Below are 19,392 nucleotides of genomic sequence, written 5' to 3' on the forward strand. Positions count from 1 at the left end.
TCAGGTGGCCGGGCTCGGGTCCGACCGCTCCTCCGCGGGCGCGGCCTGCACGTCGCGGATCTGGTACTTCTCCACCGCCTGGCGGACGACGTCCCGGTCGACCTCGCCGCGCTGGGCCAGCGAGGCCAGCACCCGGACGACGACCGACTCGGCGTCGACGTGGAAGTGCCGCCGCAGCGCCGGACGGGTGTCGGAGAGGCCGAACCCGTCGGTGCCCAGCGTCGCCATCCCGCCGGGGACGTACGGCGCGATGAGGTCGGGCACGGCCCGCATCCAGTCCGACACCGCCACGACCGGCCCGGGGGCGTCCTGCAGCCGCTGGGTCACGTACGGGACCTGCGGCTCGTCCTCCGGGTGCAGCAGGTTGTGCTCCTCGGCCGCGTCGGCCTGCCGCCGCAGCTCGTTCCACGACGTCACCGACCACACGTCGGCCGACACCCCCCAGTCGTTCGCCAGCAGCTCCTGCGCGCGCAGCGCCCACGGCACCGCGACGCCGGAGGCGAGCACCTGAGCCTTGTGGCCGTCGCCCTGGCCCTGCGCGTAGCGGTACATGCCCGCGAGCAGGCCCTGGAGGTCCAGACCCTCGGGCTCGGCCGGCTGGTTGTACGGCTCGTTGTAGACCGTCAGGTAGTACATGACGTCGGGCGAGCGGGAGCCGCCCAGCGGGGCGCCCGGGTCGTCGCCGTACATGCGCGCCAGCGCGTCCTTGGTGATGTGCCCGACCTCGTAGGAGAACGCGGGGTCGTAGCAGACGACGGCCGGGTTGGTGTGCGCCAGCAGCAGCGAGTGGCCGTCCTCGTGCTGGAGGCCCTCGCCGTTGAGCGTCGTCCGGCCGGCGGTGGCGCCGAGGACGAAGCCGCGGGTCATCTGGTCGGCGGCCGCCCAGAAGGAGTCGCCGGTCCGCTGGAACCCGAACATCGAGTAGAAGATGTAGATCGGGACCATCGGCTCGCCGTGCGTGGCGTAGGACGTGCCGACGGCGGTGAACGACGCCGTGGAGCCCGCCTCGTTGATGCCCTCGTGCAGGATCACGCCCTGCTCGGACTCCTTGTACGCCAGCATCAGCTCGCGGTCGACCGAGGTGTAGCGCTGGCCGGCCGGGTTGTAGATCTTCTGCGACGGGAAGAGGGAGTCCATCCCGAACGTGCGTGCCTCGTCCGGGATGATCGGCACGAAGCGCGGGCCGAGCTCCTTGTCCTTGAGCAGCTCCTTGAGCAGGCGGACGAACGCCATCGTCGTCGCCACCTCCTGCTTGCCGGAGCCGCGCCGCAGGACGTCGAGGGCCTTGTCCTCGGGCGCCTTGAGCGTCTTGAACTCCGACCGGCGCCGGGGCACCGCGCCGCCCAGCTGCCGGCGCCGCTCGAGCATGTACTGCATCTCGTCGGAGTCCGGGTCCGGCTTGTAGTACGGCGGCAGGGTCTTGTCGAGCTGCTCGTCGGGGATCGGCAGGTAGAGCCGGTCGCGGAACGCGGCGAGGTCCTCCGCGGTCAGCTTCTTCATCTGGTGGGTGGAGTTGCGGCCCTCGAAGTGGCTGCCGAGGGTCCAACCCTTGATGGTCTTGGCGAGGATGACCGTGGGCTGCCCCTTGTGCTCCACCGCCGCCTTGAACGCCGCGTAGACCTTGCGGTAGTCGTGCCCGCCGCGGGAGAGGTTCCAGATCTCCTTGTCGCTCATGTTCTCCACGAGCTTGCGGGTGCGGGGGTCCCGGCCGAAGAAGTGCTCGCGGACGAAGGCGCCGTCCTCGGCCTTGTAGGTCTGGTAGTCGCCGTCCGGCGTCTGGTTCATGAGGTTGACCAGCGCGCCGTCGCGGTCGGCGGCCAGCAGCGGGTCCCACTCCCGGCCCCAGATCACCTTGACGACGTTCCACCCGGCGCCGCGGAAGAAGGACTCCAGCTCCTGGATGACCTTGCCGTTGCCGCGCACCGGGCCGTCGAGCCGCTGCAGGTTGCAGTTGATGACGAAGGTGAGGTTGTCCAGCTCCTCGCGGGCGGCCAGGCCGATCACGCCCAGCGACTCGGGCTCGTCCATCTCGCCGTCGCCCAGGAAGGCCCACACGTGCTGGTCGGAGGTGTCCTTGATGCCGCGCGCGTGCAGGTAGCGGTTGAACCGTGCCTGGTAGACCGCGTTCATCGGCCCGAGGCCCATCGAGACGGTCGGGAACTCCCAGAAGTCCGGCATCAGCCGCGGGTGCGGGTAGCTCGACAGCCCGCCGCCGGGGTGGCTGACCTCCTGCCGGAAGCCGTCGAGCTGATCCTCGGTGAGCCGGCCCTCGAGGAACGCGCGGGCGTAGATGCCGGGGGAGGCGTGGCCCTGGAACCAGATCTGGTCGCCACCGCCGGGGTGGTCCTTGCCGCGGAAGAAGTGGTTGAAGCCGACCTCGTACAGGGAGGCCGAGGAGGCGTAGGAGGAGATGTGGCCGCCGACGCCGATCCCCGGCCGCTGCGCGCGGTGCACCATGATCGCGGCGTTCCACCGGATGTAGGCGCGGATCCGGCGCTCGACGTGCTCGTCGCCGGGGAACCACGGCTCCCGCTCCGGCGCGATGGTGTTGATGTAGTCGGTGCTGCGCAGGGACGGCACGCCGACCTGCTGCTGCCGGCTGCGCTCCAGCATGCGGAGCATCAGGTACCGGGCCCGGCCGCGGCCGGCGTGGTCGACGACGGCGTCGAGGGACTCCAGCCACTCGGAGGTCTCGTCGGGGTCGGTGTCGACCAGTTGGCTGGGGAGACCGTCGGTGATGACCGCGCGGGCCCGTCCGGTCTCGTTGCCGGCGTCGCGGGCGGGGTCGCCGCCCGACTGCTGCGGAGCACTCATGCGCACATCGTCCCCCGCCGGTGGGGTGCGCGTCACGCATCCCGCTCACCTGGCGGGACGACGGCGCCCGCGGGCCGCTCTCCGACGCACTTGCACGTGACCAGGCATGCCCTACGCTTCCGCCTACGCCGGCCGTGGCCTCGGACGACCGAGGCGGGGAGGACCGGTGCGGACGGGAAGGGGTGACATGGCCGGGCTGCGGGGGAGATCTCCCGCTGGTCGTGTCCTGCCCCGCTGCCGTCCGCCGCACCTCGCACACCCGGCCGCGCATCCCGTCCCCACGACACCCCGCCGGCGCGGACACGGACGTGCCCCCCGGTCAGCATCGGAACCCATGGAGGAACAGCAGGGATGAGCGTCGACTCGGGCAGCGCCAGCATGGCGGCCCGGCTGGGCATCAAGCCGGGCATGGTCGTGCAGGAGCTCGGCTGGGACGAGGACGCCGACGAGGACCTGCGGGACTCCATCGTCGAGGTCTCCGGCAGCGAGATGGTCGACGAGGACACCGACGAGGTGGCCGACGTCGTGCTCCTGTGGTGGCGGGAGGACGACGGCGACCTCTTCGACGCGTTGACCGACGCGATCACGTCGCTGGCAGACGACGGTGTCGTGTGGTTGCTGGTGCCCAAGTCCGGTCGCCCCGGCCACGTCGAGCCCGGCGACGTCACCGAGGTCGCCCCCACCGCGGGCCTGTCGCAGACCAGCAGCGTCTCGGCGGCCAAGGACTGGTCGGGCATCCGCCTGGTCACCCCCAAGGCGGCGCGCAGCCGCCGCTGAAAAAGGACCACCCTTCCCCCCACGCCTCGCAGGCTCGGCGCGGGCCCCTGAGGGGTGGCCGTTCCAGTGGGTCACCGGGGCCCTGCGAGGGGGCCGTCCCAGCACGTCACCACGTGGGGCACGATCAGCCCATGAGCATCTCCGTCGGCGACGTCGCGCCCGAGTTCAGCCTGCCCGACCAGGACCGCCAGGTCGTCTCACTGGCCGACCTGCGCGGGACGCCGGTCCTGCTGGTCTTCTACCCCTTCGCCTTCTCCCGGATCTGCACCGGCGAGCTGTGCCAGCTGCGCGACGAGCTGTCGACCTACACCGACGCGGGCGTGCGGGTGCTGGCGATCAGCACCGACCCGGCCCCCGCCCTCAAGGCGTGGCGCGAGCAGGAGGGCTTCGAGTTCGCCCTGCTGTCGGACTTCTGGCCGCACGGCGCCGTCGCGCAGGCCTACGACGTGTTCAACGACCGGGCCGGCATGGCCGTCCGCGGCACCTTCCTGGTCGACGAGGAGGGTCGCATCGCCTTCGCCGAGGTCAACGGCCCGGGGGATGCTCGCGAGCAGTCCGGCTGGAAGGACGCGGTGGCCCAGCTGGCCGCCTGAGGAGGACCACGTCCTCCTCACTCCTTGCACGCCCGGGGTGAGCCCCGGGACGGGGCCGGAGGGGGCCGCGCGGCCGGGGCACATACCCTGGGCGCGCGGGGCGCGTAGCTCAGCGGGAGAGCTCTCGCCTTACAAGCGAGCGGTCGCCGGTTCGATCCCGGCCGCGCCCACCCTGCATCTTTGACCTGCACGTTTGCCAGCGGAGCGTAACGCGCTGGCGGTTGACGGTGCCCAGTGACGACGTAACAGTGCGCGCCATGGAACAGGAATGGACGGCGCTGCGACGCGACTTCGCCACCACCCTGCGAGCGGAGAACAAGTCGCCTAACACGGTGCGGCTGTACACCGGAGCCGTCGACAAGCTTTCGGCCTGGTGCATGGAAACCGGTGGACCTGCGTCCCCGCTGGCGGTGACGCGCGGAGACCTCACCCGGTTCATGGCCGACATGCAGACGGAGTGGAAGCCGGGCACGTGCAGCCTGGTGTACCGAGCGCTGCAGCAGTTCTTCGGGTGGATGGTGCGTGAGGAAGAGATCGAGAAGTCCCCGATGGAGGGAATGCGTCCGCCGCACACGCCCGAGGTGCCCGTGCCGGTGCTGACAGACCTGCAGCTGCTTGAACTGCTTGCAACGTGCAACGGCAGGAGCTTCATGGACAGGCGTGACCACGCCATGATCCGGCTGTTCGTGGACACCGGATGCCGTCGGGCAGAAATCGCCGAGCTGGCGGTGGACAGCGTGGACCTGGCGAACCAGACCATCCAGGTGCTCGGCAAGGGACGCCGGATCCGGGTGGTCCCGTTCGGCTCCAGGACGGCGCAGGCGCTCGGTAGGTACCTCCGGATGCGGGACAAGGACCCGTGGGCCCACACGGGGCATCTGTGGCTGTCCGAGAAGGGCCGTGGACCGCTGTCACCGGGTGGGATCGTGCAGATGCTGGAGCGCAGAGGGTGTTCGGTCGGCATCACGAACCTGCACGCCCACCAGTTCCGTCACACCGCTGCCCACAGATGGGGAGCCAACGGTGGATCCGAGACAGACCTCATGCGTCTCATGGGCTGGCGGTCACCGCAGATGCTTCGCCGGTACGCCGCCAGCACCGCCGATGAGAGAGCGAGGGACGCGCACCAGCGAATGGCCCTGGGTGATCAGCTCTGACATTTGCCCTCAGCGCCTCTAGTGCTCCGTTGCGGTGATCTTGATGTCATCCGGGTCGGGGGCGGCCATGAGCAATGGTCACTCCGACCGCGGATCACATCAAGGAGTATTGCTACGGAGCACTAGCGGCTATAACTCCCTCAAACCCGGGGGAGGCTGCGGCTCGACGCCCCAGCGCCGTCGCCTCGTCGGCGGACGAACCGCCGGGTCGCTCTGACCTGGGCAGGAGGAGGTCGCTCTGACCTGGGCAGGAGGAGAACGCCCCAGCTGCGGGTCCGAGCCACAGAGGTTTCTGCAGAGGCTGGGCGAGGGCGCCGGTCAGGATCACCGCAGGTTGAGCCCACGATTCTGACTTTGCCTCGGCCCTGCTCCTCACCCGATCACCTCATTCCTTACGTGGACAGTGATCCGTGCGTAGTCCCCGCCCTCGTCCTGGTTATCGACCCTCAAGTACCGTTCTACGGTTTGGCCGTTAGGGATAGAAAACCACTCTGTTTCAGCAGTGCCATCCAACTCGGTGGAACCACAGGTACTTGTCGTGTTCTCGTACAGCCTCAGTTCGATTCTCGCTTGAGCCGCGCCATTCCCATTACCCCGAACTGGTACCCAAAGGTCAATCCCAACTTCACTACCCCTAGGGTCGCAAAACGAGTGGGGGCTGCCGGGATAGCGCCATCTCACATCGCCGGGCAGGGAAACGTCGAATGTCTTCGCCGGGACGCCGACGTTGCCTCCACCCTCGCCATCGTTATAGATATAGATCTGGTCGTCCGTGGCCGAAACCGTGATCCGGTGTTTACCCATCGACTTCTCCTGTGATAGGCGCGATCGTTTTCTCGATCGCGGTGCGCATCGGGCGGTACCGCCGAGGATGGGGGTCGTGCGTCACCACCTCGTCACATTGCCGTCACCGCAGGATGGTCCCGTGCGCAGGGCTGCTGCAAAGGCGTGAGATGAGCCCGTCAGCTGCCCGGAGCACGGCAACCCGGCCCGTGACCGGCCTCGGCGATAGGTCGTCCTTGCGGCGGTTCCGCACCAACGGCCCGGTCGAGGCTCGCCAACCAGCGGCGCCAAGCGTGAGCGGCATCGCTGCATCACGCTCGACGAGAACCTTGCCTTCGGCCTGCGCCCCGCTCACGGCCGTCACTGGCTGCTCCATGCCGACATCGCTTGTAGGCCTAGCACTCCAGCGCCGTGACGCTGGGGCACCGGGGGTGTCATGACCGGGAGGGTCCCACAGGGGACCGACGCCGTCTTGGCATTGGCCGGGCGACTCATCGATCAGGGTTAGCGATTGCGCTCCAGGCGGTCCGGGGCTCCTGATCAAGCGAAGTAGGCCGTGACGGCGTAGGTGGCGTGGCGGTCGAGGGACTCCCGGGAGCGGTCGTAGCGCATGGTGGTGCGAGGGTCGGCGTGTCCCATGGCCGCATGCACGTCCCGCAGCGCCACCCCGGCATCCAGTGCCGCTGTGGCGAAGGTGTGCCGAGCGCTGTGCAGCGTGATTGCCGCTGCGCTGCGCAGTCCCGCCTCCTGTGCCAGGCGGCGCATGACCCGCCCGGCGTGACGGCGGCCCCAGCGAGCACCGGTGGCCGTGACGAAGATCGGCCCCTCGGTGCGCTCGCCGATGCAGGCGCCGAGCACCTCGGCCGTGGCCGGGGCCAGCGGGGCGGTCTGGACCCGCCCACCTTTGCGCTCCAGGCGCAGCGTGCGGTGTCCCCGCTCCCAACCCAGGTGGCCGATGTCTCGGCTCAGCGCCTCGGTGATGCGCAGCCCGTTGTGCAGCAGGAGCGCCACCAGGGCATGAGAACGTGCCCCGTCGGCAGCGGCCGCCGAGCGCAGGGCAGCGGCCTCGTCTCGGGTGAGCCCCACCGAGGTCGACTCGTTGCTGATCTTCGGCCGAGACACCGCTACGAAGGGCGACTCGGCCAGCAGTCGGGCCTGCACCACGTAGCGGTAAAAGCTGGCACAGGCGGCCAGACGTCGGGCGACCGAGGAGGGCGACAACTGGCTCTTCGACGAGCACCCGGGCGAAGGCGTCGGCATGGTCGAGTCCGGCGGCGAGGGGATGGACGCCGAGGCGGGTACAGAAGGCGGCCCACTCGGCGAGGTCCCTCCGGTAGGCGGCCCGGGTGTTGGGGCCGAAGCGGAGCAGGAACCGACCCACCAGCGCCTCGTAAGCATCGATCCCCGGTGGTAGCTCTCCCAGGCGCACCCGGGGCGGCGGTGCAGGCACTCCCGCCGCCGGCTGCACCGCTGCTCGTTCCAACTCGGCCGGGCCGGGCCGGAGAGGGAAGGGACGGGGTTGGCCGTTATCTCGAACATGGGCTGCGGTAGCCCAGAAAGGGCGTATGGGGCACGGTCGGGACCGTAGTCGGAGGGTGCGACAGCGCCGGTGGCGACTCGTCCATTCGATGCCATAGAGCGGCGAAGGCTCGCCAGTCGGCGTCGGGCCAACACACCAGCTCCAGATGCCCGTCGTTCACCCAGCCCTCGGCTACCACCTCACCGTCTCGCATCAGCACGTAGGGAGACGGCGCCGGCGTAGTTGCGGGCGTGCTTGTCGGAGCGGGTCGCCAGCCCGTCGTATCAGGGCGGGGCTGTGGCTGCTCCTCTTCATCGGAGCCGCACGGGCGGTGAGCTGGTGAGGCGAGGACGGCCTGCTCCTCCGGCCGGTTCGGTTGGCTTCTGTCCCCGCACGTTCCGGCAGCGACCGTGCCGGGAGGCAGGGTCCCCCCGTTTCCTTCCCATCGAGGAGCTTGTCGATGACGCCGATGTCTGGTCCACGACGCCGGTATCTGCGGCCGCTGCCCTGGCTGGCAGCCACCATCGTGCCCGCGTTCATCCTCACCGCACCTGCCGTCCTGGCGGCACAGGCAACCCCCAACGATTCGGACTGCGCCCCAGCGACCCTGCGTGGCACGGACGACAACAACAGTGGCTCGGGCAGCTTGGAAATCCCGGGCAACCTGACCGGCACGCCGGGGGTCGACCGCATCGACGGCCTCGGCGGTGACGACTTCCTCTCCGGCCTCGGCGGCGACGACGAGCTGTGCGGCAACGACGGGAGGGACAACCTCCTCGGCGGGAACGGCAGGGACGTCCTCAAGGGCGACCGGGACAACGTGGTCGACGAACCGGACGACACCCTATTCTTCGACGACTCCCTCTTCGGCGGGGGGAGCGACGACTTGCTGCAGGGCGGGATCGGCCGCGATTTCCTCAACGGCGGGGACGGCAGGGACAGCCTCCAAGGAGGCGAGGACGCCGACACGATCGACGGCGGGAACGGCGACGACTTCCTCGTCGACGGCGAAGCCGGGGACGACGTGATCAACGGCAACGCCGGCAGGGACGAGATCATCGGCGGGGCCGGCGCCGACACCGTCAACGGCGGTACCGAGGGCGACCTAGTCAACGGCCGCGCAGGCGTCGACACGATCGACGGCGGGGACGGGGACGACGTGGTCAACGGCGAGGGCGGGACCGACCGCATCTCCGGAGGCGACGGCAATGACGCCCTCCGTGGCGGGCCCAGCAACGACACGCTAATCGGCGGCCCGGGGACCGACATCCTGAACGGCGGCGCGGGCATCGACGCCTGCATCGGCAATTCCTCCGTCGACACCTTCGTCAACTGCGAGTTTATCCAGGCCGGCTGACGTGCGGCCGCCGTCGCCGTCGCCGTCAACGGATGGGACCTGGCGTTGCCCGCTAGTGCTGCGTAGCGGTACTCCTTGATGTGATCCGCAGTCGGAGTAACCATTGCTCATGGCCGCGCACGTGCGGACCGTGGAAGTGTCCGACGCCGATCGGCGGCAGCTGCAACGGCGGGTCCGGGGCAAGGGAGCGCCGGCCCGGGAGGTCGAACGCGCCCGGATCGTGCTGCTCGCCGCTGGAGGCGTGCCGGGCAAGCAGATCGCCGCGATCGTCGGCTGCGCCGAGCCGACCGTGGTCACCTGGCGACGGCGCTACGCCGAACGCGGGCTGGCCGGCCTGGCGGACCTGCCCCGGCCGGGCAAACCGGCGCAGCTGCCCAAGGCGCTGCGCGATCGGGTGCTGGAGCTGACGCTGACCTCACCGCCGACCCAGTTCGGCGCCTCCCACTGGTCTTCGCGGCTGCTGGCCTCGGCGCTGGCCGGCGAGGGGACGCCGATCTCGCACACCACCATCGCCCGGATCTGGCGCCGCTTCGGCGTGCAGCCGTGGCGGGCGCAGACGTTCAAGTTCTCCACCGACCCCCAACTGGAGGGCAAGGTCCGCGACGTCGTCGGGCTCTACCTGCATCCGCCGGAGAAGGCGGTCGTGCTCTGCGTCGACGAGAAGCCGCAGATCCAGGCGCTGCAGCGCACCGCCCCGACCCTGCCGGTGCGGCCCGGGCATCCGGAGGTGGCCAGCTTCGACTACGTCCGACACGGCACCACCACGCTGTTCGCCGCGCTGGGGGTGGCCACCGGCAAGGTGACCGAGGCGTGCACCGAGCGCCAGCGCCACCCAGAAGTTCCTGGCCTTCCTGCGCCAGGTCGCTCGGACCTATCCGCGCCGCCGCTTGCACGTCGTCTGCAACAACCTGGCCACCCACAAGCATCCGGCGGTGCGCGCCTGGCTCGAGCGCCACCCTCGGGTGACCCTGCACTTCACGCCGACCTCGGGATCGTGGCTGAACCTGGTCGAGGCCTTCTTCTCGATCATCACCCGCCAGGCGCTACGTCGGGGCAACTTCCCGACCGTGGCCGACCTCCGCCGCCATCGAGCGCTTCATCGCCGCCTGGAACGACCGCTGCCGGCCGTTCACCTGGACCAAGGACCCCGACACGGTCATCGCCAGGGCCACCGACCCGCGACGCCGCAAGGCACAAACGACGTCAGTTGCGGAGCACTAGGAGCTTCGCAAAAGCCAAGACTATGTATTCCAGGCGGAGGACCCTGTCTGCGCCCGGCAGAGGCGCTTTCAGGGCGATTCTGAACGGTGAGACGTCGTGAGGACATCTTGCGAAAAGCGCGCATGGGCACGCAGGCAGGGGAACTGACGTGGGCGCGCAAGATTTTCAGAATTTGAGGAAGCCCCTAAAGAGGAAGTTGATCTTGAAGCCGGCGATCCGGGCCTCAATGTCGCGGTGAATGAGGACGCCGACGGCGAATCGAGCCGGAGAGCAGGACGAGGACCACGAAATAGCGCCTGCGGCCAAGGACGACGGCTCTCCGGTCACTGAGCCTTTCCCAGTAGCCGAGGGTTGGTAGGTCAGGCGGGACACGTCGAGGGGTGGGCGGATGACCGGGAGGAGCGCAGGAACTCGGCAGGAGGGACATCTTCTCACGGATCGTCTTCCCCACCCGAGGTCCTGCTGTGTCCGATTCTGTCAGCTACACCGCCGTGCTTCTCCTCGCCGAGCAGACGGTGCAGTTCGTGTTGGGCCTGCTGGCCGCCGAGCGCCGTCGCCGGGAACCCGAGGTCGACGCCGGGCGCTGGGCTGTTACCGGCAGGCGGTGCTGATCTTGCGCTGGTTTCTCGATGGCACCCGGCTGGCGCAGCCGGCCTGCGACCACCGGATCGGCCGCTCGACGGCCTACCGGTATCTGCACGAGGGCATCGACGCCCTCGGCGGTCCGGCTGACCAACGCCCACGGGCAGTGACCCTCGATGCGCGTAGATGATGGCGGCCGTGACGAAGTGGCTCCGATGAGCCCTGCGCTCCCCGGTCGTCTAACCACCATGACCACACAGACAGCCACGCTCACGGGGATCTCGACCGTCGCCATCGCCGTGTCGGATCAGGACGCCACGAAGCGGCTCTTCGAGGAGCTGGGTTTCGAGACACGGTTCGACGGGGACGTCAATGTCGACTTTCGCTGGATCGACATGGCTCCACCTAGTGGAGGCACCACGCTGAGCGTGATCGCAACCATCGACGCACTGCCCACCGGCATCGACACCGGCATCCGCTTCATCACCCCTGATGCCCGTGCGGCGCATGCCCGTCTCGTCGACCTCGGACTGAGGGTCGGTGACCTCCTCGATTGGCCCACAGCACCGTTGATGTTCGAGTTCTGGGACCTCGACGGGAACACGATGTACGTGGCCGAGCCAGAGTGAGCAGTCAAGGTCTCCCCGGCAAAGCCGGACCACATGATCAACACGCAGGCCGAGCCGTTGCTGGGAATGGCTCACTGAGCCATTCCCAGTAACGGGTGCCACAGATTGCTAATAGGATTGCTGGTATGTTGACCCGAGTTCATTCCAGACCCGGCGCTTGGGGCGCCTGACCGGGGCTTCTGCGGCACTCCTGGGCCCGCCTGAGCACACCGGTAACATTCGGCGTCAACTTTCGAGCAATCCCTTCAGTACGCGTTCCGAGCTAACAGTGGCGACGCGCTTCTTCAAGCCCTTCTTGTGGCATTAGGCGCCGCGCCCGGCGCTAAGACTGACGAACCCGCAACCACCGAGGCGCCGACGGCAATACATCTTCATGATTAACGAAGTAGGCGACAGGAACGAATAGGGACATACCCCTCCCTGACGTAGAGGGTCGGGAGTACGGGATGGAGTCTGCTGACGTGGCGTAGCAGGGGCGGTCACATCCTGTAATCTGTCAAGTCGGGCACTGTACGCTGGACTAGTAGACCGTCAATGCGATCCTTGAAGTTACCCACGGACGTGAAGCGGGGGCGAATCTCAAGCGGCGCCTGACATAGTCGCCCGTCTAGCGGATCCCATCACTTCGAAGACCACATATACGGTCAACTAGCGCTTGCAGTACTAGGATTTCGCCTCCCTTTGGGAACCAGTGTCCCCCGTGTTCGGTCATCCTCTTGGTACTCGACACGCCACCCGTCAGGCCATACCCGACGCCCGTCCTTACTGAGGTCGAAATCGTCGATGTGCAGAATGTCCACCTTATCGAACGACGCGTCACCAGAGAACGTCGCCGCCCCGAAAAACGCGAAACTGGCAAAGGTCACCTCATCGAACGAGGTGTCGCCATAGAACTGGGCGCCTTTGAACCGGGCTTGGTCGTGGAAGGTTGCTAGGTTGAACCCGGCGTCGCCGAAAAACTGCGCCGAGTCGAAATCGGCTAGGGTAAAGAACCGCACCCTATGGAAGTCGTGGCGCTGACCGTCGGAAAACTTAGCCCCGCTGAACGAGGCGCCCAAGGGAGAGGATGAGGAGAAGGACGACTCGCCAAACTTGGCTTCGCCGCAGAACCTCGCCTTGATGAATGAGGCGCCATTGTCGAAAACTGCATCCTTGAACAAGGCTTCGCCTTCGAATACTACTCCACCGAAGTCGGCGCTGCCAAAAAACTTCGCATCATCGAAATGGGCGTTGCCGTAGAAGGTCGCCCCGTCGAACTGGGCGCCGTCGCAGAAGGTCGCCCCGTCGAACTGGGCATCGCCGCAGAACCTCGCTTTGGTGAAGGCTGCGTGGACGACTGAAATCCTCGTCAGGTTGAGGTCGACCAGGGTGGCACCGGTGAGGTCGAGGCTGATACCCGGCCAGAAAATCTCCTCGGGGGACTCCTGGATGTCCTGGGCGGCCTGGCCCGACCTGCCCTGCGGAGGACGGAGGTAGTCGGCGAGGAGGCGCTGGGCGGTCTGGCGGACCAGCAGCTCCTCGGCTGCGCTCCGTTCCGACTCTTGGTCGGGGGCATCTGACGGGGACGGATTCCCGGGGTCCTCGCTCCGTGACTCGGTGGCCGGCTCATACCGCTTGGGGGGCTTGAAGGGCATCCGCAGGTAGGCGCAGAGCACATCGACGACGGCAGGGCGAAGCTCGAGGTTGTCCTGGGCGAGGCGCACAAGCGAATACATGGCACCTAGCCGGACAGGGGCGTTGGCATGGCCGAGCTGCTCGGACGCCTTGGCGTACCGGTCGCGTCGATCGGTCTGGCGGTTTGCCTTCTGTGTCTCCTCTAACGCCCGCCGGGCCCGTTCGCCGGCTTCCCGGTTCTCCTTCTGTGTCTCCTTCAACGTGTGCGCGGTGAAGTACAGCCCGGCCCCGGCGGCAGTTGCCGCGATCAGTGCTGCGGCAACAGTGAGAATCCCGCCCCGGGTAGTGGCTGTGGCTTGCGCCGCGCCGGCTTGCGCCGCGCCGTCCTTTGCTCGATACAGGTCCGGGGCTCTGATCCATAAGATCACCAGTCCGGTGATCAGCAGCAATGCCAGCAGCCCGGCCGCGATCCACCACCCTCGGTGCTGCGAGCGAGGCTCGTCGGTCGGCCCGTCGGCTGTCATGGTCACTTGTTCTACCGTGACGTCCCTCGATTGTCAGCGCGCCCGAGTCCACCGGCTCCACGGCCGGCGTGTTCCACACAACCGTCCGGATTTGCTTTCGGCCGGGACGGGCCCCATAGGACCATTGGCAGGCTGACTTGAGTCAACCCCCGGATCCGGCGCATGCACGGCATCACCTGGGTTCTTGGCCGACCCTGGCTTGCTCCGTGTCACCGGTGCCAGTCGGAGTCGACCTACCAGCAATCCTTTTAGGAGACGTTGCGGAAGTCCGATTCGGTCCACCCAGCCGACAGCAGGCGCAGGTGAGGCGGCCGTGGCGGCGTGGCGACTCCGCTGGCCCACTTCCGCAACGGCTTCTTAGTAGGAGGACACGCCGACGCGAGCACATGAGGGGAGACGGCGCAAGACCCCCGGTAGGAGAGACGTCATCTCACGGACCGCCTTCCCACCCGAGGTCGTGGGCGTGTCCGGTCCTGTCGCCTACACCGCCGTGCTTCCGGTCTCCGAGCGACGTGCTCTTCATAGACGGCCTGCTCGCCGCCGCCGAGCTTGGGCGGGAGATGATCGCGTAGCGAACCCGTGACGGCCCGTGGTGGCGACCGCTGGTGGCCGTCCTCGCACACCTGCGGCCGGTGGCGCGACGGCTGCCTACCGGGCCGGTGCGCCGGTCTCCACCATCGCTGCGCACGGTCGCTGGGCCCCCACGTCGCCGAGCGTGCTCGGCTACATCCGGGCGGTTGACCAGTGGGCCGACAACCCGCTGCGCGGGGCCGGTCCGTGAGGCCGGCCTGCTGAGGGGCCCAGTGTCAAACACCAGGGGTCAGGAGGTCGACGGCCAAATCAAAGCCGCCTTGAGGAGCCTCAGGGCGTTGGGAGGCGTATGAGGTGACTGTTCAGGTGGGGGAGTCCGGGGGGTGCGCGCCGCGCTCGTCGTCCTCCACCCGCCGCATGTTGACTTGGGACAGGCCCGACAGCCGCTCCGCCACTGCACTCATTGGCCACTTGAGATTGGTGTCGTGCACTCCCGCTGGCCACGACTCGGCTTGAATGCCCAGCTCCTTCCGCAAGACAATCCTTACCGCCGTCTCCAAGGCGTAAAAGCCCTCCTTAAGCAACTCCGGCTGCTCCTCGCCATGATGACGATTCTGGCCCTCAGGCCCGCGCATCGACCAATCCGAGGATTCCACGTGGCCGGATCGAAGCCAGCGGCAGAAAGAGCATCCTCTAGGCCGCGTACGTCACTGGACTTTCCGCCACCTTGTGCGGGCACCAACGCCTCCAAGGCAATCCACAGGTAAACGATTGCGTCTGGCGTTGGCCCGCGCCAGTTGCGCGTAAGTAGCAACGCGCCGCGACATGGCTTGGAGTTTGGGCATCATTAGGCCCATCAGCAAGCTTCCGCAAACCTAGATGCTGCGCAGAGGCAACCCGCTTGGTCGGTGCGAAATGACGGACCCGGGTAGACATATCCACCATGGCCACAGCCTCTAGCCCGGCTGAGTCGAGAACGATGAGATCCTCTAACACCTCCTCCTGGGCAATTCTCTCGTCCAGCAAGACGGCAACGACAGCGATAGCCGCCAGAACCTCGTCCCGCCACATTTCGAAGTAGGGCGACATGTGCTTACCCGTTGGGATCGTTACCGGTAGATGGCAGACAGTGAGCACTAACCCGTCACCTACGATGACCGGCCCCTTGTGCGTGGTCTTATCAAATTGGGGAACCCAGCCGGGTCGCTGCACAATGTGCGTCGTTTGCGTTCGGATGGGCCCAGGCGTTTGGGTGATTACGACACGGCCCGATGAGAACCTGTCCGGCAAACCCGGAACAGACATGGCTGCAAAAGCCATTCTGAAAACGGCTGAAGATCCGTCAGATGATTCGACCTCAGGAGGGCGGCTCGCGGCCAAATCTGCGTCCGCCTCAGGCTCACCTTGACCAGATGGGGCGGGACCGTAGTCGTACGCAGAAGCGCTGACCGACGCCATGCTCAGTAACGACCCTGTGCATGGTCAGCGGCCGGCGGTCGCTGTGCTGGCCAGGAGATTCGATCACCTGGCGGTGCCGGCCGGTCGAGCTCTCGGTGAGTGGCGGAGCTGGACAGCTCGTGGGGCTCGTTCCTGGCTGCAAACGAGTCCGGCGATCGCGGGTTACCCCGATACTCGGTGCCTCGTTGGGACTCCGCCTCGGCAGGCTCCGAGAGCCTGGGACCCCTCCCGCGAGTGACCGCTCAACTGAGGCCGGAACGCTAGGCGAAGTAGGCTGAAGATGCAGGTCAGCACAGCGTTCACGCGTGTCCTGCTTACAAATGAGCGAGTGGTCGTTCGCTTAGGTCGTTCCATGTGGGACATGCGACGCTGACGTCGTGAGTTGAGTCAGGGCCAGATCACTAGCTGTATGGCGAGCCCACGGACGCGGCAGAGCCTTGGTAGGGGCTGCCTGTAGGTCAACCCCGTTCAAGCGACTTCAGCAGTCGCTCATAAGCTCCAGGAAGGAAGAGGTCTGCCCATTGTAGGCGTTTCAGCCGATCTGGTACCTCGCACCTCTCGAGACGGACTGGGATGAGGAAAATGGAGCCCTCGGGCTGTTCGTCGGCAAGGTCAAGAGCTCGCTTCAGCTCCTTCTGTACGTAGCCAGCCTTGGTGAGGGAAGCATTCGACAGGCAGGCGAGAACGTAACGGCAATCAGCGAGTGCCTTCGTGATCTCGCGTTCCCAATCTTGGCCCGGCAGAAGGTCCTCCTCGTCGAACCAGCATGGGACGCCATCTTGTGTCAGTCGATGATATAGGTCTCGGACCTGTTCCTTGTCCCCGGACGAATGGCAGAGAAAGACTCTGTGGTGTCCTGGGCCTGTTGTGACTAGTTGCTGCTTGTCGCGTGAATCACGACTGCGATCCACCAGTTCGAGTCTCCGTACGCTCGGCTTATAGGCTGGTTCGCCTCTCCCAGTGGCGTCATTCAGCTCCCTAAAGAAGTGTTCCGTGCTGCCCCAGTACAGGGAGACGCGGGCGCTCTGGAAGTAGCTCTCCAGGTACCGCCGGGCTCGCCCGGCGTCGATCGTGGCGCCCTCCTCCGGATCGATCTGGACGGCCACGTGCGTGTACTCGATGTGCCGCCGCCCGCCCTCGGACCTCAGCAGGTTGCGGTAGAGAGCGCGGAAGTCCCACTGGTCGAGGCGGAAACCCACGAACATGAGCGCCGAGTCCGACAGCCGCCGGCGCACCACCTTGGGGACGACGTCCTGGTTGCGGGTTACGCTGCTAAGGAAGTCGAAGAAGTCGTCCTCGGTCAGCACGAGGGACTGGGGCTCGTCGAAGGTTCCGTGCAAGTGGTAGATCAGCGGGCGCTCGGGCGTGGGCCGGTAGCCCGGCTCGCGGTCGAACACCGACTCGGGCCAGTCGGCGTCCTCGTGCCAGCGGCAGAGCTCCACCTCCGGCCTCCGCCCAGCATCGGTCAGGGCCCGAGCCAGCAGGCGGGTGTACACGGTCGTGATGTAGACCGGCGCCGGCAGCTGGGCCAGCACCGAGAAGGGATCGACCTCCTCGCGCCGGTGCCGCGCTGACCACGCCCCCGCGATGAGGTCCTCGAGGGACGCGTGCTCGCGCCGTAGGTCCGCGCGCAGGTCGTCGCGGTAGCGCTCCATCAGGGTGCGGCGCAGGTCGCTGGCTAGCTGCAGGCGCGGGTAGCTCCGGTTCTGGTTGACCGACAGGTACTGCGCTACCTCGGGCAGGCTCTCCCGGTTGTGCGGCGCCATGGGGAACCGGTAGCTCTGCGCCCATTCCCTGGCCATCTCCTGGCGGGTGCCCAGCAGCGTGTCGGTGATGCCTGGCCCGATCACCGGGGTGCACATCCCGACCTCGAGGTGGGTGACCAACGACGGCCACTTGTCGAACCGCTCCCCGCCGGGAGCGGTTCCGGGCTGGTACCAGAGCCGTCCGCTCTTAAGCCGCATGAACAGCGCGGGCACCCACCAGTCCGACCGGTCCCGCACGGCCGCCCGGGCGACCGCGGTCGCGCGGTCCACGAGCCCGTCCTCGTCCAGGCTGTCGAAGAAGGCCCGGGTGAACGCGGCCGAGGTCGTCATGGTGATGTTGCCCTGCATCGCCACGACCGCGGGGACGCCCGCCTCGGCCAGCCGGGGCCCGAGCGCGGCCAGCACGCCGGCGTCCTCGCTGCGCCGGTCGGCGCCCGCGCCCGCGCTCTGGCACGGTGCCAGGAACACCAGCCGGGGCAGCCGGGGGAGGTCCCGCAGCTGGCCGATCAGCTCACTGGCCAGCAGCGGTGCGGCGTCGCCGTCCTCGTCGACCAGCAGGAGCACCGGCTCGTCGCGGACGACGTAGCCGTGGCAGACCAGGTAGAGCACGTCGACCCCGCGGCGCACGTGGTCGAGCAGGTTCGCCGCGGTCGGGGCGGCGGACCCGGGCAGCGTGGTCAACGCCAGAGAGCCGAGCCCCTCACGGGCACGGGCCAGCTCCTCGTCGACGCGGACGGGGGCCAGCGGGCGTCCGGCGTCGATCGAGCCGAGGTCCGAGGGCCCGGCCACCACCGCGAGCGCCCGCAGATCCCCCCGGGGCCGGACCCCCACGGGGCGCCAGTCCTGGCTGCTCAGGTACCGGGAGAACAGCACGTTCTCGTTCGTCAGCAGCGTGGAGTGGTCGATGGGGCTGCGCAGCGTCTCCCACCGCAGCCCGTGCAGCGCGGCGGCGCTGCTGCCCATCACCAGGCGCACGCGCAGCCGCACACCCTGGCTCTGCGCGGTCACAACCGCCGTCTGGAACGCGGCCCCGACCCCGTGGCCGAACAGACCCGAGCCCAGCGCCAGGCCGTACTCCTCGTCGTCGTCGAGGGCGTCGAGCTCGCGCGGATCGATGTGGGCCAGCAGCGGTCCGGAGACGTCCAGCTGCGTCTCCGCGTCGGTGCGGGGCAAGGAGAAGCGGAGCTCCACGGTCCAGGTGACGGCGTCGCGCCGGTGGAGGCCGATCTCGAGGTCGGCGTACTCGTCCACCGCGCTGCGCGGACCCGTGAGGACGGTCATGCACACCTGGCGAGATGCCGTGGACACATCAGCGGTCGCGTCGAGCATGCTCCTCGGACCACCGCCGCGGAACCGGCCGTGGTTGGTGACAGCGGACAGCAGCCGACCCGACGCGTCGGTGACCCGTGTCGGAGAGCGGGAACCGCGATCGCGCCGACTCCCTCGCCGAGTCGCACGAGTCCTTGCACGGCCGGCTGAACCCGAGCGACGGCCTGCTCGAAGCTCTCCCGTGCCTGCTCGAGCACGCGCCGGTCCCGGTCGGCCCAGCCGCGAGTGACCTCAGCGTCCCCACCGTGCCCGTCCTCGACCTGGATGAGCACGCTGCCGCCAGCCTCCAGCGGATACTCCAAGAGTCGCACCATCCTCGTACCCCCACATCCAGCAGCCGAGGACGTCGCTGTCGCGACGCTACTGCGGAGTCCGCACGAAGTCAGCCAGATACGCGCAGGCTCCGAGGGTCTTGCCAGACATCGAGTCGAAGGGAGGCGGCGCCGACGGTCCAGTCACCTGAGAGGTGGCAACGGGTCGCTGGCGCGGCCAGAGGGCTACGGTTGCAAGCGCCCCCAGGCGTCCGAAGACAGCTCGAACAGTGACTGCTCAACTTTGCCCCCGATGCTCAGGGCAGTGCAGCAAAGACGCAGGTCAGCACAGCGTTCGCGGGTTCCCTGCTTACAAGCGAGCGGTCGCCGGTTCGATCCCGGCCGCGCCCACCCTCGCCCCCGGCAGTTCCTTGCCCCGAAAGGTCCCGCGAGAAGGAGCCTCCCGGGCAGGGCGCTGCGGCTCGGA

The 19,392-nt window shown here is 67.8% G+C and carries 9 protein-coding genes, 1 tRNA gene and 2 pseudogenes; 8 read left to right on the plus strand and 4 right to left on the minus strand.

Annotation, left to right across the window (positions count from 1 at the left end; translation table 11 throughout):
* Positions 1-2,814: a pyruvate dehydrogenase (acetyl-transferring), homodimeric type gene (gene aceE, locus ACWIX3_RS12985; protein ID WP_448607771.1), complete on the minus strand. Its 2,814-nt coding sequence runs from the start codon at positions 2,812-2,814 to the stop codon at positions 1-3.
* A gap of 351 nt (positions 2,815-3,165) precedes the next feature.
* Here aceE and ACWIX3_RS12990 point away from each other — a divergent pair, with 351 nt between their 5' ends.
* From ACWIX3_RS12990 to ACWIX3_RS13005, 4 genes are all read left to right on the plus strand, one after another.
* Positions 3,166-3,591 carry a DUF3052 domain-containing protein gene (locus ACWIX3_RS12990; RefSeq protein WP_012949524.1) on the plus strand — a complete coding sequence of 142 codons (426 nt, stop codon included), beginning with the start codon at positions 3,166-3,168 and terminating at the stop codon, positions 3,589-3,591.
* 131 nt (positions 3,592-3,722) lie between these two features.
* Entirely contained in the window at positions 3,723-4,184 is a 462-nt protein-coding gene (locus tag ACWIX3_RS12995) for a peroxiredoxin (protein ID WP_448607772.1), read from the plus strand.
* 98 nt (positions 4,185-4,282) lie between these two features.
* Positions 4,283-4,354: transfer RNA gene (locus ACWIX3_RS13000), tRNA-Val, on the plus strand.
* An 87-nt stretch (positions 4,355-4,441) separates the two neighbouring features.
* The gene (locus tag ACWIX3_RS13005; protein WP_448612469.1) at positions 4,442-5,341 is read left to right on the plus strand and encodes a tyrosine-type recombinase/integrase; all 900 of its coding nucleotides are present in this window, start codon (positions 4,442-4,444) and stop codon (positions 5,339-5,341) included.
* Between the two features lie 1,323 nt (positions 5,342-6,664).
* On the opposite strand, the gene ACWIX3_RS13010 is transcribed toward ACWIX3_RS13005, so the two are convergent.
* Positions 6,665-7,384 carry a tyrosine-type recombinase/integrase gene (locus tag ACWIX3_RS13010; protein ID WP_448607773.1) on the minus strand — a complete coding sequence of 240 codons (720 nt, stop codon included), beginning with the start codon at positions 7,382-7,384 and terminating at the stop codon, positions 6,665-6,667.
* A gap of 719 nt (positions 7,385-8,103) precedes the next feature.
* On the opposite strand from ACWIX3_RS13010, the gene ACWIX3_RS13015 reads away from it, so the two are divergent.
* From ACWIX3_RS13015 to ACWIX3_RS13030, 4 genes and pseudogenes are all read left to right on the plus strand, one after another.
* Positions 8,104-9,000: a calcium-binding protein gene (locus tag ACWIX3_RS13015; RefSeq protein ID WP_448612470.1), complete on the plus strand. Its 897-nt coding sequence runs from the start codon at positions 8,104-8,106 to the stop codon at positions 8,998-9,000.
* A 109-nt stretch (positions 9,001-9,109) separates the two neighbouring features.
* Positions 9,110-10,221 (plus strand): annotated as a pseudogene (locus tag ACWIX3_RS13020) (IS630 family transposase).
* Positions 10,222-10,712: 491 nt separating this feature from the next.
* A pseudogene (locus ACWIX3_RS13025) lies at positions 10,713-10,951 on the plus strand (IS5/IS1182 family transposase); the annotation flags it as partial.
* Positions 10,952-11,051: 100 nt separating this feature from the next.
* Positions 11,052-11,432, plus strand: coding sequence for a VOC family protein (locus ACWIX3_RS13030; RefSeq protein WP_448607774.1), 381 nt, complete (start codon positions 11,052-11,054; stop codon positions 11,430-11,432).
* Between the two features lie 644 nt (positions 11,433-12,076).
* Here the strand turns inward: ACWIX3_RS13030 and ACWIX3_RS13035 are convergent.
* Together ACWIX3_RS13035 and ACWIX3_RS13040 are read right to left on the minus strand one after the other, a co-directional pair.
* The gene (locus ACWIX3_RS13035; RefSeq protein WP_448612471.1) at positions 12,077-13,570 is read right to left on the minus strand and encodes a pentapeptide repeat-containing protein; all 1,494 of its coding nucleotides are present in this window, start codon (positions 13,568-13,570) and stop codon (positions 12,077-12,079) included.
* A 2,447-nt stretch (positions 13,571-16,017) separates the two neighbouring features.
* On the minus strand, positions 16,018-18,606 hold the full coding sequence (locus ACWIX3_RS13040) for a TIR domain-containing protein (RefSeq protein WP_448607775.1): 2,589 nt from the start codon (positions 18,604-18,606) through the stop codon (positions 16,018-16,020).
* Between the last annotated feature and the right edge of the window lie 786 nt (positions 18,607-19,392).

The organism is Geodermatophilus sp. URMC 60, assembly GCF_053502585.1.

What these genes read in the sequence shown, in the direction of transcription:
- ACWIX3_RS13005 (WP_448612469.1), top strand. Translation starts at nt 4,442, where the DNA reads ATGGAACAGGAATGGACGGCGCTGCGACGCGACTTCGCCACCACCCTG.
- ACWIX3_RS13040 (WP_448607775.1), bottom strand. Translation starts at nt 18,606, where the DNA reads ATGACCGTCCTCACGGGTCCGCGCAGCGCGGTGGACGAGTACGCCGAC.
- ACWIX3_RS13015 (WP_448612470.1), top strand. Translation starts at nt 8,104, where the DNA reads ATGACGCCGATGTCTGGTCCACGACGCCGGTATCTGCGGCCGCTGCCC.
- ACWIX3_RS13010 (WP_448607773.1), bottom strand. Translation starts at nt 7,384, where the DNA reads ATGCCGACGCCTTCGCCCGGGTGCTCGTCGAAGAGCCAGTTGTCGCCC.
- ACWIX3_RS12995 (WP_448607772.1), top strand. Translation starts at nt 3,723, where the DNA reads ATGAGCATCTCCGTCGGCGACGTCGCGCCCGAGTTCAGCCTGCCCGAC.
- ACWIX3_RS13035 (WP_448612471.1), bottom strand. Translation starts at nt 13,570, where the DNA reads ATGACAGCCGACGGGCCGACCGACGAGCCTCGCTCGCAGCACCGAGGG.
- ACWIX3_RS13030 (WP_448607774.1), top strand. Translation starts at nt 11,052, where the DNA reads ATGACCACACAGACAGCCACGCTCACGGGGATCTCGACCGTCGCCATC.
- ACWIX3_RS12990 (WP_012949524.1), top strand. Translation starts at nt 3,166, where the DNA reads ATGAGCGTCGACTCGGGCAGCGCCAGCATGGCGGCCCGGCTGGGCATC.
- aceE (WP_448607771.1), bottom strand. Translation starts at nt 2,814, where the DNA reads ATGAGTGCTCCGCAGCAGTCGGGCGGCGACCCCGCCCGCGACGCCGGC.